The organism is Halopseudomonas sp. 4NH20-0008, from assembly GCF_057548395.1.
Map to the genome: position 1 here is coordinate 58075 of NZ_BAAJMD010000018.1, position 12438 is coordinate 70512.

14 protein-coding genes are annotated in these 12438 nt (G+C 55.9%); 7 read left to right on the forward strand and 7 right to left on the reverse strand.

Features of this window, described 5'->3' with window-relative positions:
• Position 1: 1 nt before the first annotated feature.
• Both AC27HQ_RS15595 and crp read right to left on the reverse strand, forming a co-directional pair.
• On the reverse strand, positions 2–1354 hold the full coding sequence (locus AC27HQ_RS15595) for an adenosylmethionine--8-amino-7-oxononanoate transaminase (protein ID WP_487157121.1): 1353 nt from the start codon (positions 1352–1354) through the stop codon (positions 2–4).
• Positions 1355–1420: 66 nt separating this feature from the next.
• Positions 1421–2065 carry a cAMP-activated global transcriptional regulator CRP gene (crp, locus tag AC27HQ_RS15600; protein ID WP_487157122.1) on the reverse strand — a complete coding sequence of 215 codons (645 nt, stop codon included), beginning with the start codon at positions 2063–2065 and terminating at the stop codon, positions 1421–1423.
• A gap of 165 nt (positions 2066–2230) precedes the next feature.
• Between crp and AC27HQ_RS15605 the strand changes: the two genes are divergently transcribed.
• Positions 2231–2653, forward strand: coding sequence for an OsmC family protein (locus AC27HQ_RS15605; RefSeq protein ID WP_487157124.1), 423 nt, complete (start codon positions 2231–2233; stop codon positions 2651–2653).
• Positions 2654–2704: 51 nt separating this feature from the next.
• Here AC27HQ_RS15605 and coq7 read toward each other — a convergent pair whose 3' ends face one another.
• Together coq7 and AC27HQ_RS15615 are read right to left on the reverse strand one after the other, a co-directional pair.
• Positions 2705–3352 carry a 2-polyprenyl-3-methyl-6-methoxy-1,4-benzoquinone monooxygenase gene (gene coq7, locus AC27HQ_RS15610; RefSeq protein ID WP_487157125.1) on the reverse strand — a complete coding sequence of 216 codons (648 nt, stop codon included), beginning with the start codon at positions 3350–3352 and terminating at the stop codon, positions 2705–2707.
• 50 nt (positions 3353–3402) lie between these two features.
• Positions 3403–3741 carry a histidine triad nucleotide-binding protein gene (locus AC27HQ_RS15615; RefSeq protein ID WP_487157126.1) on the reverse strand — a complete coding sequence of 113 codons (339 nt, stop codon included), beginning with the start codon at positions 3739–3741 and terminating at the stop codon, positions 3403–3405.
• A gap of 92 nt (positions 3742–3833) precedes the next feature.
• On the opposite strand from AC27HQ_RS15615, the gene AC27HQ_RS15620 reads away from it, so the two are divergent.
• Complete coding sequence (locus AC27HQ_RS15620) at positions 3834–5315, forward strand: AAA family ATPase (protein WP_487157127.1); 1482 nt, start codon at positions 3834–3836, stop codon at positions 5313–5315.
• Here AC27HQ_RS15620 and hemJ read toward each other — a convergent pair.
• Positions 5312–5734, reverse strand: coding sequence for a protoporphyrinogen oxidase HemJ (gene hemJ, locus AC27HQ_RS15625; RefSeq protein ID WP_487157128.1), 423 nt, complete (start codon positions 5732–5734; stop codon positions 5312–5314). The two genes, AC27HQ_RS15620 and hemJ, sit on opposite strands and share 4 nt — an antisense overlap.
• A gap of 115 nt (positions 5735–5849) precedes the next feature.
• Here hemJ and argC point away from each other — a divergent pair, with 115 nt between their 5' ends.
• From argC to erpA, 4 genes are all read left to right on the forward strand, one after another.
• Positions 5850–6884: an N-acetyl-gamma-glutamyl-phosphate reductase gene (gene argC, locus AC27HQ_RS15630; protein WP_487157129.1), complete on the forward strand. Its 1035-nt coding sequence runs from the start codon at positions 5850–5852 to the stop codon at positions 6882–6884.
• Positions 6884–7639, forward strand: coding sequence for a DUF6776 family protein (locus AC27HQ_RS15635; RefSeq protein ID WP_487157130.1), 756 nt, complete (start codon positions 6884–6886; stop codon positions 7637–7639). The genes argC and AC27HQ_RS15635 overlap by 1 nt, the downstream gene beginning before the upstream one ends.
• Before the next feature lie 5 nt (positions 7640–7644).
• Positions 7645–8067 carry a bactofilin family protein gene (locus AC27HQ_RS15640; RefSeq protein ID WP_487157131.1) on the forward strand — a complete coding sequence of 141 codons (423 nt, stop codon included), beginning with the start codon at positions 7645–7647 and terminating at the stop codon, positions 8065–8067.
• 66 nt (positions 8068–8133) lie between these two features.
• Complete coding sequence (gene erpA / locus AC27HQ_RS15645; RefSeq protein WP_487157132.1) at positions 8134–8487, forward strand: iron-sulfur cluster insertion protein ErpA; 354 nt, start codon at positions 8134–8136, stop codon at positions 8485–8487.
• On the opposite strand, the gene AC27HQ_RS15650 is transcribed toward erpA, so the two are convergent.
• Positions 8488–9594 carry an anhydro-N-acetylmuramic acid kinase gene (locus AC27HQ_RS15650; protein ID WP_487157133.1) on the reverse strand — a complete coding sequence of 369 codons (1107 nt, stop codon included), beginning with the start codon at positions 9592–9594 and terminating at the stop codon, positions 8488–8490.
• Entirely contained in the window at positions 9595–11010 is a 1416-nt protein-coding gene (locus tag AC27HQ_RS15655; protein ID WP_487157134.1) for a peptidoglycan DD-metalloendopeptidase family protein, read from the reverse strand.
• Between the two features lie 219 nt (positions 11011–11229).
• Here AC27HQ_RS15655 and tyrS point away from each other — a divergent pair, with 219 nt between their 5' ends.
• Entirely contained in the window at positions 11230–12429 is a 1200-nt protein-coding gene (gene tyrS, locus AC27HQ_RS15660) for a tyrosine--tRNA ligase (RefSeq protein ID WP_487157136.1), read from the forward strand.
• The last annotated feature ends 9 nt before the right edge of the window (positions 12430–12438 follow it).

A 12438-nucleotide genomic window follows, 5' to 3' on the forward strand; every position in this document is an offset into this window, starting at 1 on the left:
CTCAGTCCCGGGTGGCCAGTTGAATGCCTTCCCAGGCCACGGCGGTCAGATGGTCAATCTGTTCCGGGGTGATCACATAGGGCGGCATGAAGTACACCACGTTGCCCAGCGGGCGCAGCAGGGCTTCGTTCTTGAGGCCGTGCTGATAAACACGGATGCCACGCCGTTCCTGCCAGGGGTAAGGCTCGCGGGTGGCCTTGTTCTTGACCATCTCGATCGCCAATACCATGCCGGTCTGTCTTACTTCGGCAACATGGGGGTGATCAGCAAAGTGTGCAGTGGCCTTGGCCATGTGACTGCTCAGGGCCTTGTTGGCTTCAATGACATTGTTCTGTTCAAAGATATCCAGGGTCGCCAGTGCGGCAGCGCAGGCCAGCGGGTTGCCGGTATAGCTGTGCGAGTGCAGGAAGGCGCGCATGCTCTCGTAGTCGTCATAGAAAGCCTGATAGATCTCATCATGGGTCAGGCATACCGCCATGGGCAGATAGCCGCCGGTCAGCGCCTTGGACAAGCACAGAAAGTCCGGGGTGATGCCGGCCTGTTCGCAGGCAAACAGGCTGCCGGTACGACCAAAGCCGACGGCGATTTCGTCGTGAATCAGATGCACGCCATAGCGATCACAGGCCTCACGCAGGAGCTTGAGGTAGACCGGGTGGTACATGCGCATGCTGCCGGCGCACTGGATCAGCGGCTCAACGATGACCGCCGCGACTTCATGGTGATGGGCCGCCAGTGTGCGCTCCATGTGCTCGAACATCAGACGGCTGTGTTCTTCCCAGCTGACTCCGGCTTCGCGGTTGTAACAATCCGGCGAGGGCACGGTTATGACGCTCATCAGCAGCGGCTCGTAGGTTTCCTTGTACAGGGCAACATCGCCCACAGCGAGGGCCGCCAGGGTTTCGCCGTGGTAGCTGTTGGACAGGGTAACGAAGCGTTTTTTCTCGGGCTTGCCGACATTCAGCCAGTAGTGAAAGCTCATCTTCAGCGCGACTTCAATACACGAGGAGCCGTTGTCGGCATAGAAGCAGCGGGTCAGTTTTTCCGGTGTGATCTGGACCAGTCGTTCAGACAGCTCAATCACCGGTTGGTGGCTGAATCCGCCCAGAATCACATGCTCAAGACTGTCGAGCTGATCCTTGACGCGCTGGTTGATCTGCGGATTGGCATGACCAAAGACATTGACCCACCAGGAGCTCACGGCATCCAGATAGCGGTTGCCTTCAAAATCATGCAGCCACACACCTTCTCCGCGCTGAATCGGCACAATAGGCATGTGTTCGTGATCTTTCATCTGCGTGCAGGGGTGCCAGAGCACCGACAGGTCGCGTTGCATCCACTGATTATTCAGACCCATATCCACTTCGCCATCATTGGTTGATGCGGGGATTGTACATGAGCCTGCGAGGGTCTGCAGTGACCCTCAGCGGGTACCGAAGACCACCATGGTTTTACCCTTGACGTCGATCAGTCCCTGTTCTTCCAGGCTTTTCAGAACGCGTCCTACCATTTCCCGCGAGCAGCCCACTATGCGGCCAATCTCCTGGCGTGTGACCTTGATCTGCATACCATCGGGGTGGGTCATGGCATCGGGCTGGCGGCAGAGCTCAAGCAGCGTTCGAGCAACTCGCCCGGTGACATCCAGAAAGGCCAGGTCGCCAACCTTGCGCGTGGTGTTGCGCAGTCGATCAGCCATCTGACGGCCTACGGCATACAGCAGATCCGGGTCGGCGTGGCTGAGTTCGCGGAATTTGTTGTAACTGAGCTCGGCCACTTCACATTCACTTTTGGCGCGAACCCAGGCACTGCGGTCCTGCTGTGCCAGCTCTTCATCAAACAACCCCATCTCACCGAAAAAATCGCCCTGGTTCAGATAGGCGATAATCATTTCGCGGCCTTGGTCGTCTTCGATCAGAATGGTGACGGTACCCTTGAGGATATAAAACAGGGTGTCGGAATGGTCGCCAGCATGTATGACAGTGCTGCGGGCATTGAAGCGTCGGAGGTGGCAGTGTTCCAGGTAGGCATCGAGATTTTTTATTTTGGGCGTCTTGGCTATCGAAACCATTGATATGTCCTGTCGAGCAAACCGTGGGCAGTGGCAATACATGAAGCCTCATTTCGAGACCAAAGCGGATTATGTCCAGTTTTTACTGTGATGACCAGCAGGACACAGTGTTTGATCTGGCTGTGATATTCTCCACCGCCTCAGGGTGTCAGGTCGGAGTATGAAATGAAAGCACAAATCAAGTGGGTGGATGGTGCCATGTTTGTCGGTGAGTCCGGCAGTGGCCATAGCCTGGTTATGGATGGGCCGCCAGAAGCGGGCGGGCGGAACATGGGTGTACGTCCGATGGAAACAGTGCTGATCGGTCTTGGCGGCTGTGCCAGTTATGATGTGGTCAGTATTCTCAAGAAAGCCCGTCAGGATATTCGTGACGTGCATACCCAGCTTGAGGCTGAGCGTGCCGATAGCGAGCCCAAGGTGTTTACCAAGATCCATGTGCACTTTGTGGTCAGTGGCAAGAACCTCAAGGAGTCGCAGGTCAAGCGTGCGGTCGAGTTGTCGGCGGAAAAATACTGCTCGGCTTCGATCATGCTGGGCCGCGCCGGGGTAGAGATAACGCATGGCTACGAGATTGTAACGGTCGAATAAGCGCTGTTGAGTCAGATCAGGGGGCGCGAGCCCCCTTTTAGGTGTCTGGCCTTAAATCTTGTAGGTAGCGCTGGTCATGGCCTTTGACAGCATTACCATGGCCGCCTTGATCGGTTCAGGAAAGTCCATGCCGCCGGCTTCCAGCGCCTGGCAGCCGTGCTCTATTTCATCCAGACGCATTTGTTCGAGAATGGCTCTGGACTTGATGTCTTCATCCGGCAACTGCTGCAGGTGGTCGTCCAGATGGCGTTCAACCAACTGCTCGGTGGCGGCAACAAAGCCCAGGCTGACGCGGTCGCTGATCAGGCCGGCAACTGCGCCGATGCCAAACGACAAGCCATAAAACAGAGGATTAAGCACGCTGGGCTGGCTGTTTAATTCGGTTAGTCGCTGTTCGCACCAGGCCAGATGATCGATCTCCTCCTTCGCTGCATGCTCCATCTTGCTACGCACATCCGGCAGCTTGGCGGTCATGGCCTGACCTTGATACAGGGCCTGGGCGCATACCTCGCCGGTGTGGTTGATACGCATCAAGCCGGCGATGTGCTGGCGCTCATCGTTGGTCATCGGCACGTTGGCTAGGTGCTGGGCCGGGGAGGGTCGATGCGCCTGCGCCGCACCCGGCGTCAGGGTGCGCAAAGACTGGTCTGCCTGGGTCAGCAAGCGGTCAAGCAAGCTGTAATGGCGTGTGCTGCTCATGGTCTGCTCCTGTGCAGGGGATCTGGCGGGGTAACTACAAGACAGTTGGTTTAGCCGGGCGGCCAGCTCATCTGCCGCTGACCCAATACATGCAGGTGAATATGATAGACGGTCTGGCCACCCTGCTCATTGCAGTTGAACACGGTGCGAAAGCCGGCTTCACAGCCGAGTTCGCTTGCCAGCCTTTGACCGGTGAAGATCATGTGTCCAACCAGTTCGCGGTCGTCCTCAGTCAGATCACACAGGGTGGCGATGTGTTTGCGCGGGATGACCAGAAAATGCACCGGCGCCTGCGGATTGATGTCATGGAAGGCAATAACATGCTCATCTTCATAAATCTTGCGGGCTGGAATGACGCCTTCGACGATTTTGCAGAAAAGACAGTCCACGCGAATCTCCTTGCTCAATGCAAAAGTGCTTCCAGTGTAACCGTCTGCGGATAGAATGGCACCTTGACCAACTGCCGCAGAGGGATCCGCTGGTGAAAAATGATGTACACGACCTCAGCTTGTTGCTGGATAGCCGGGTAAAACTCATCGTCATCGAGTCTTGGGAAGAACAACGGGTACTCGAAACCATTGGCATGCTGGCCATCAAGCAGAACAGCAGCTGGTACGCCTGGGATCAGGTAGAAGGTCTGCGACTGATGAGTTTTGGTACCGAAAAACAAGGCGTCGGTGATGGCAGTGATCCGGAAAAAGTCCTTGAGGCCATTCACAAGGGCAATGAACAGGCCATCTATGTTCTGTGCGATTTGCATCCCTTTCTCGAATCCTCCCGTCTGGTTCGCTTGATCAAGAACATGGCAATGAACACCCATGAGCAGGCACCCACGCTGATTCTGGTCAGCCATGCACTGAAAATGCCGGATGAGCTGAGTCGCCTTGCGGCGCGCCTGAGCCTGAGCATGCCGTCGGATGAACAACTGGGAGCGATAGTAAGGGAAGAGGCGACCAAGTGGACCGAGCAGAATCAGGGTCGCCGCGTGCGCACCGACAATCGCACCCTCGAGCAGGTGGTCCGCAACCTTCGTGGCATGACCCATGCAGAGGCGCGGCGCCTGGCACGAAACCTGATTGCAGATGATGGTGCCATTACCCAGGAAGATATTCCGGCCTTGAACAAGGCCAAGTTCAGCTTGTTGGATATGCAGGGTGTCCTCTCCTATGAGCAGGACACGGCACGCTTTGCCGATGTCGGCGGCTTGCAGCAGTTCAAGCGCTGGCTGGCCGATCGACATAGCGCGTTCTTGCAGGCTGGTGAGGTCAAGGATGCGCCCAAGGGGGTCATGCTGGTAGGCGTTCAAGGCGCAGGCAAGAGCCTTGCTGCGAAGGCCGTGGCCGGCGTGTGGGGGTTGCCGCTACTGCGCCTGGATTTCGCTGCGCTATATAACAAATACATTGGCGAAACCGAAAAGAACCTGCGCGAAGCCTTGTTGATGGCTGATCGGATGGAGCCCTGTGTGCTCTGGGTAGATGAGATCGAGAAGGGGCTGGCGCCGGATGGCAGTGATCAGGGTGTGTCGCGGCGGCTGTTGGGCACGCTGTTGACCTGGATGGCAGAGCGTAAAACTCGGGTGTTCCTGGTGGCAACGTCAAACGATGTCAGTCAATTGCCGCCGGAGTTGATCCGCAAGGGTCGCCTGGATGAGATGTTTTTTGTTGATTTGCCTGCGGCCGAGATACGTGAAGAGATCTTCCGTATCCATTTGCGCCGCAGGGAGCTGCAGGCTGAGGACTTTGACCTGACTCAACTGGCGGTTGCCAGTGACGGCTTTGCTGGCGCAGAAATCGAGCAAGCGGTGGTTTCAGCAGTCTATTCAGCTGCGGCGCGTCAGGAGTCAGTAACAGACGCCCATGTGCTGGAGGCGCTGGCCCAGACCTCACCGCTCTCGGTGGTCATGGCCGAGCGACTGGAAGGGCTGCGTGAATGGGCGCGCGATCGAGCGGTCATGGCTGATTAGAAAGGTTTGACCACCACCAGAATGACGGCGCCGAGCAGCACCAGGACCGGCGCCTCGTTGAACCAGCGATAGAATACATGTGAGCGGGTATTCTGATCGCTGGCAAAGCGTTTGAGCATGCTGCCGCAGACAAAGTTGTAGGCAATCAGTCCGGCAACTAAAGCAAGCTTGGCATGCATCCAGCCCTGGCTCATCCAGCCTGGAACCATCACCAGCATGGCCAGTCCAAGTCCCAATGCCAGCACCATCGACGGCAGCATGATGCCGCGATAAAGCTTGCGCTCCATGACCTTGAATCGTTCCCTGCTGATGCTGTCTTCACTTTGCGCATGGTAGACAAAGAGTCTCGGCAGGTAGAACAAGCCAGCGAACCAGGTCACCACGGCAATGATATGAAAGGCTTTGATCCACAGGTACATGTGGTTTTCCTCGGGGCTGGGGGTGTCATGTCGGGGTATTGAATGCTGGTAATTTGCGTCAGCGCTTTTATCATAAGGGCTTTGTCGCCACGTATAAACGATTCGGGAAGTAATGATGATCAAAGTTGGCATTGTTGGTGGAACCGGTTACACCGGGGTTGAGCTGCTCAGGCTGTTGGCGCAGCATCCGCAGGCTCGGGTCGAGGTCATCACCTCGCGCTCGGAGGACGGAACCTGCGTCGCCGATATGTACCCGAATCTGCGTGGCCACTATGATTATCTGTACTTCAGCGTCCCGGATACGCAAGCATTGGGCGCCTGTGACGTGGTGTTTTTCGCCACGCCCCATGGCGTGGCGCACGCCATGGCGGCAGAGCTGTTGGCAACGGGTACGCGGATTATTGATCTGTCAGCTGACTTCCGTTTGCGCGATGCCGACGAATGGAGTCGCTGGTACGGTCAACCGCATGGCGCCCCGGAATTGCTCAAGCAGGCGGTCTATGGACTGCCTGAGGTCAATCGCGAGGCCATTCGGTCAGCGCGGCTGATCGCGGTGCCGGGCTGCTATCCAACGGCTACGCAATTGGGATTTCTGCCACTGCTCGAAGCGGGTCTGGCGGACAGCAGCAGGCTGATTGCCGACTGCAAGTCCGGCGTCAGCGGAGCCGGCCGAGGCGCCAGTGTAGGCTCTCTGCTGTGCGAGTCCGCGGAAAGCATGAAAGCCTATGCCGTGGCTGGCCACCGGCATCTACCTGAAATCAGCCAGGGACTAACGCTGGCTGCCGGCCAGCCCGTTGGGCTGACCTTCGTGCCACACCTTACGCCGATGATTCGCGGCATCCATGCCACGCTCTACGCCACGGTTACTGATCGCTCGGTGGACTTGCAGGCTTTGTTTGCCAAGCGCTATGCCGCCGAACCTTTCGTTGACGTCATGCCGGCTGGCAGTCATCCGGAGACCCGGAGCGTGCGTGGAGCGAATGTCTGTCGTATTGCTGTGCATCGTCCCCAGGGCGGTGATCTCGTAGTGGTGCTCTCGGTTATCGATAATCTGGTCAAGGGGGCGTCTGGACAGGCGGTACAGACAATGAATATTGCCCTGGGACTTGAAGAGACAATGGGATTGTCGCATCCGGCGCTTATGCCCTGATGCTTCGCTTCAAGCGGCGAGCGCCGCTGCGTGAGCATAGTGTGGTACTCATGCCCCATCAGTCCCGTCTGGCGCGCCTGTTCAGATTGGGTTTGATTGCTTGCTTGATCCTTGCCGCGCCCATGGCCGCCTGGATTGGCTGGCAAGCAGCCCTGCGCAGCCAGGCGGCGGCTGTGCTGGAGCGCGATCAGCTATTGATACGCGAGCAAAACCTGATCGCCGAGTTGGAGGCTGCACGCCAAGCCACCAAGCTGATCGAGGTGGATCTGCTGGTCGAGCGTGAAGCGCTAAGTCAGGGGCGGCAAGTCATTCAGCAACTGGAGCGGCAGCTGTTCCGCTTTCAACAGGATCTGGCCCAATATCAGGGTGCTTTGGAGCCTGGTGCGATGATGCCGGGGGTACGTTTTCAGGCATTTGAGCTACAGGCCACAGAATCAAACGAGGTTTTCCGCTATAAAGTCATGGTCAGCAGAGTAGGTGATGAGAGCGATACCGTTGAAGCGCGATTGATTCTGGCAGTGACCGGTCAGTTGGAGGGTCAGTCCGTGACCTTGTCCATGTCGGAGTTGAGTCCTGCCAACGCGGAAGGGGTGGAGCTTAACTTCCGGTACTTTCAGGTGGTGCCTGCCAGCGGGCAAACGTCTGAATTGACTTTGCCGGTAGGTTTTCAACCCGAACAGATTGAACTTTGGGCTGTCCAGAATGACGATATTCTGGCTGAACAATCCTTTAATTGGATGGTAACAGGAGCATAACCCTGATGTTTGGAGCAGATAAACACAAGAAAATTGAAATCGGCCAGTTTGGTGGCAAGACCACTATTATTGCTCAGGACGCCGAGTTCAGAGGCGATCTGCGGTTTACCGGCGCACTTCAGGTAGATGGTCGGGTTATCGGCAATATTGAAGCTGAGCAGGGCTTGGTGCGCATCAGTGAGCATGGGTATGTTGAAGGTGTTGTTAGTGCCCCGAGCGTTTTGATCAATGGCCAGGTTCAGGGCGACGTGCACGCATTTGAGCATCTTGAACTGGATGCCAAGGCGCGTATTCAGGGTGATCTGCATTACCGCTTTATGGAAATGGTCATGGGTGCTCAGATCAATGGCAACGTGTGCTACCTGGATACCGACAGGCAGCCTGTTGACCTGTCTGTTCCCGCTGGGCTTGAGGAACTGGAAGAATAGTTGACCAAAAGAGTCGGGAAAAGGATACTATCGCCCTTGCTGTACCCGGTCCCTGTTGGAGGAATTATGTCTAGCGCTGAGGTTTTCACACCATCCCCCCTGCTATTTTCTGATCGGGCCGTGTCTAAAGTACGTGCCCTGATCGATGAAGAGGGAAACGAGCGCTTGAGTTTGCGGGTGTTCGTCACGGGTGGCGGCTGCTCTGGTTTTCAGTACGGGTTCACCTTTGATGACGAGTTGGCTGAGGACGACACCATTGTCGAGCGCGAAGGCGTCAAGTTGGTGGTGGATCCGATGAGCTTCCAGTACCTGGTAGGGTCAGAAGTGGACTATCAGGAGGGCTTGGAAGGCTCACGCTTTACTATCAACAACCCCAATGCGGCTACTACCTGTGGCTGTGGATCGTCCTTCTCGATCTGATTACTGCGCTGGATAGCATGCCCCGAGTATGCGCAACCCGGCAGCGCCGGTAACGGCCGGCAGATTGCCTGGTAGCTTGTTCTTGTAGCACCAGGCTAACCAAGCGAAAGCCATCGCTTCCATCCAGTCCGGATTTACCCCCAATTCCTCTGTCGTCAATACCGGCAAGGGCATCAGGAGCTGCTGAATGCGCTCCATTAACAGTCCGTTGCGAGCGCCTCCACCACACAGATAGATGGCCTGGCTGTCGGGGGCTAGTGAGTCCACTGCTCTCGCTATTGTCAGCGCCGTCAATTCAACCAGAGTTGCCTGAACGTCCTGTGCACGCATGGTTGCTGGTACAGTCGCCAGCTTTTGATCCAGCCACTGCCCGTTAAAATATTCACGCCCTGTGCTTTTGGGTCCGCTGCGCTGGAAGTAGGGATCGTCGAGCAGGGCGGCCAGCAAGTCGGGCTGGCAGTGGCCGCTGCGCCCCCAGTCGCCATTGTTATCGTAGGCTTGCCCAGTTGTCCGGCTGATCCAGTAGTCGAGTAATATGTTTCCCGGGCCACTGTCAAAGCCCAGCACAGGTTGCTCGGGGCGCATGATAGTCAGATTGGCAAAACCGCCAACATTGACCAACGTACGGGTATGAACAGGGTGACTCAGTAGCCAGTGGTGAAATGCCGGGACCAGGGGCGCGCCTTCACCACCGGCGGCAATGTCCCGACTGCGAAAGTCGGTGATGACGTCAATACCGGTCAGCTCGGCAAGCAGTGCCGGAGCGCCAATCTGCAGACTGAATCCGAGTTCGGGGTGATGGCGAACGGTCTGTCCATGGCTGCCCATGGCGATAACCTGATTGGCTTCGACATGATGGTCGGCCAGTAGCTGTTTGATGCCGGCTGCTGTCAGCCGTGCCCAGGCCAGGCCGGCCAGGCCGGATCGACGAATTTCATCATTTCCTGGAGCGCAAAGTGCCAGCAGGTCTGCTTTAAGGTTATCTGGGAAGGGTAGGCAGCAGGCCGCCACAAGTCTTGCCTGCTGGTCATGGGCTATTTCAGTTAAAGCAATGTCGATACCATCCAGGCTAGTGCCCGACATGATACCGACATATAGCCCGGACATTTATTGCTCCAGCTGAGCCAGTTGGGTATTACCCTGTTGGTCCAGGCTAGCCATCATTCTGTTGCTTATAGCCAAAAAGGCATTGCGCTCATTGGCTGGAACCGGATCCGAAGCCGGAAGCTGTATGCCCAGCGGGTCCACGTGACGACCGTTCACTTGAAACTCATAGTGCAGATGCGGGCCCGTTGCCAAGCCGGTCATCCCGACATAGCCAATGATCTGCCCCTGAGAAACGTGACTGCCGACGCTAAGACTGTTGGCGTATCGGCTCATGTGTGCGTACAGCGTCTGGTAACGTTGGCCGTGCTGTACAACCACTGTGTTTCCATAGCCTCCCTTGCGACCAACGTGTACAACGCGTCCATCGCCGGTGGCCTTGATCGGGGTGCCCGTTGGCGCGGCATAGTCAACACCATTGTGCGCGCGGATACGATTCAATACGGGGTGTCTGCGGTTTGGATTGAAACGCGAGCTGATGCGTGCAAACTCAACAGGTGTCCTGATAAATGCTTTTCGCAGGCTAGTGCCGTCTGCGCGATAGTAACTGGCATAGCCGTTGCTGTCAGTGTAGCGAACGGCAGTAAAGGTTTTGCCGCGATTGGTAAAACGGGCAGCAAGGATATTATTGCTGCCCACTGTGCGGTCGCCGACATGCAGTTCTTCGTACATGACTTCAAAGGAGTCGCCCTGGCGAATGTCCCGGGCAAAGTCCACGTCGTAGCCGAAGATGTTGGCCATCTGCATGGTCAAATTGTGAGACATGCCGGCATTCTGGGCGGCCATGAACAATGAGCTGTTTATGGTTCCCTGGGCGAAGCTGGTGCGCACTTCCGGCTCAATCACGTCCTTGTTGAAGACATAGCCTTCTTCAGCACGGTCTATACGCAAGGTTTCCAGATCGCTGATCTTGGTGCGCAACGCCAGAAGATTACCTTCCTCGTCCAGCTTGAAATCCAGTACCTGGCCAACATTCAGGCGAGTAAATCGTCGTGCTTCGTCGCTGCTGTTGATGACGGCGTGTAAGGTATTGGCTGAGAGTCCAACCTGGTTGAAGAGTACGGACAGGGTATTGCCACTTTCAACGGTAACGCTGGTCCATTCAGGAACAGGCTCGGCTGCAGGTGTTTCAATTGTATCTTCAACGGCTACAGCGAGTGGCAGCGGCGTCAACGATGGTTGAATGGGGGCGCTGTGTGTGACTGATTTATCGATCAGCGCATCAAACTGAGCAGGAACCACAAGAGAGGCGTTCTCGGCGCCGGAGGCATCCAGGTCGAGTTGAACGAAGGTCTTGCGGGCTTCGACATCCGTGGTGGGGATGACAAGCAGAATGAAGCTCAGCGCTGCTGCTATACCGCTCGCCGCTACTATGTGGCTTTTCGGATAAAGCGGCTTTTTTGGCTTGTCTGAAGGCATAAGCGCTCTTGTTAACATGTCTAAATAATGTGTAATAACTTACTAAATTATAACTGAAATTGCTCCGTGGCAACCCTTAAGCGTTGCCGCCTGTCAGTTTTCCAGCACATAAAGTGTGGATATTCTGTCATTCCCCGTGGCCAGCAAACTTGTAATTGGTCAGCAATGTTGTATGTTTGGTTCCCTTTTTTGCCACCAAAAAACAGGATTTATACAGTAATGAAGCCGGTTGACGAGCAGTTGGCGCTGATCAAGCGCGGAGCGGAAGAGATCCTTGTTGAAGCCGAGCTGCGCACCAAGCTTGAGCGTGGTGTGCCGCTGCGTATTAAAGCGGGTTTTGATCCGACTGCGCCTGATTTGCACCTTGGGCACACTGTGTTGATCAACAAGTTAAGGCAGTTCCAGGATCTGGGGCACAAGGTGCTGTTCCTGATTGGCGATTTCACCGGCATGATAGGTGATCCGACAGGTAAAAATGTAACTCGCCAGCCATTGACGCGTGAGCAGGTCGCTGCCAATGCTGAAACCTATAAAGAGCAGGTTTTCAAGATTCTGGATCCGGCGCGCACCGAGGTAATGTTCAACTCTACCTGGATGGATGCCATGAGTGCCGCTGACATGATTCAGTTGGCTGGCAAATACACAGTGGCGCGCATGCTTGAGCGTGATGATTTCGATAAGCGTTATACCGGTAACCAGCCTATCGCTATCCATGAGTTCCTGTATCCATTGGTTCAAGGTTATGACTCAGTGGCCATGCAATCGGATATCGAGCTTGGTGGCACGGATCAAAAGTTCAACCTGCTTATGGGGCGCGAACTGCAGCGTCAGTATGGTCAGGAGCCTCAGGTTATCCTCACTATGCCATTGCTCGAAGGTCTGGATGGCGTAAAGAAGATGTCCAAATCCCTTGGCAACTATGTAGGCATCAATGATGCGCCAGGTGAGATGTACAGCAAGATAGTGTCCATGCCCGATAGCTTGATGTGGCGATACTTTGAGTTGCTCAGCTTTCGTAGTATGGAAGAGGTGAATGCACTGCGCGCCGATATAGATGCAGGGACTAATCCTCGGGATATTAAAATCAAGCTCGCGGAAGAGCTGGTGGCCCGCTTTCATGGTGACGAGGCTGCGGCTAATGCGCATCGCTCGGCGGGCAATCGCCTTAAAGAGGGTGAGCTGCCTGATGATATTCCTGAGGTGTTGGTTGAGTCCGGCGAGCCATTGCCTGTTTCTGCCGTGCTGAATCGTGCTGGTCTGGTGAAAAACGCGGCGGCCGCCAAGGACCTGCTTTCTGCTGGATCGGTGCGGGTTGATGGGGTTGTTGTAGATCGCGAGTTCATGTTTCAGCCAGGGGTTGAGTACGTCTGCCAGGCGGGCAAGAAGAAGTTTGCGCGTATTACCCTCAAAAGCGCTTGACGGTTTTCC

Coding starts and splice junctions, on each gene's coding strand:
- AC27HQ_RS15640 (WP_487157131.1), top strand. CDS start 7,645: ATGTTTGGAGCAGATAAACACAAGAAAATTGAAATCGGCCAGTTTGGT.
- AC27HQ_RS15605 (WP_487157124.1), top strand. CDS start 2,231: ATGAAAGCACAAATCAAGTGGGTGGATGGTGCCATGTTTGTCGGTGAG.
- hemJ (WP_487157128.1), bottom strand. CDS start 5,734: ATGTACCTGTGGATCAAAGCCTTTCATATCATTGCCGTGGTGACCTGG.
- coq7 (WP_487157125.1), bottom strand. CDS start 3,352: ATGAGCAGCACACGCCATTACAGCTTGCTTGACCGCTTGCTGACCCAG.
- erpA (WP_487157132.1), top strand. CDS start 8,134: ATGTCTAGCGCTGAGGTTTTCACACCATCCCCCCTGCTATTTTCTGAT.
- AC27HQ_RS15650 (WP_487157133.1), bottom strand. CDS start 9,594: ATGTCCGGGCTATATGTCGGTATCATGTCGGGCACTAGCCTGGATGGT.
- AC27HQ_RS15595 (WP_487157121.1), bottom strand. CDS start 1,354: ATGGGTCTGAATAATCAGTGGATGCAACGCGACCTGTCGGTGCTCTGG.
- crp (WP_487157122.1), bottom strand. CDS start 2,065: ATGGTTTCGATAGCCAAGACGCCCAAAATAAAAAATCTCGATGCCTAC.
- AC27HQ_RS15635 (WP_487157130.1), top strand. CDS start 6,884: ATGCTTCGCTTCAAGCGGCGAGCGCCGCTGCGTGAGCATAGTGTGGTA.
- tyrS (WP_487157136.1), top strand. CDS start 11,230: ATGAAGCCGGTTGACGAGCAGTTGGCGCTGATCAAGCGCGGAGCGGAA.
- AC27HQ_RS15655 (WP_487157134.1), bottom strand. CDS start 11,010: ATGCCTTCAGACAAGCCAAAAAAGCCGCTTTATCCGAAAAGCCACATA.
- argC (WP_487157129.1), top strand. CDS start 5,850: ATGATCAAAGTTGGCATTGTTGGTGGAACCGGTTACACCGGGGTTGAG.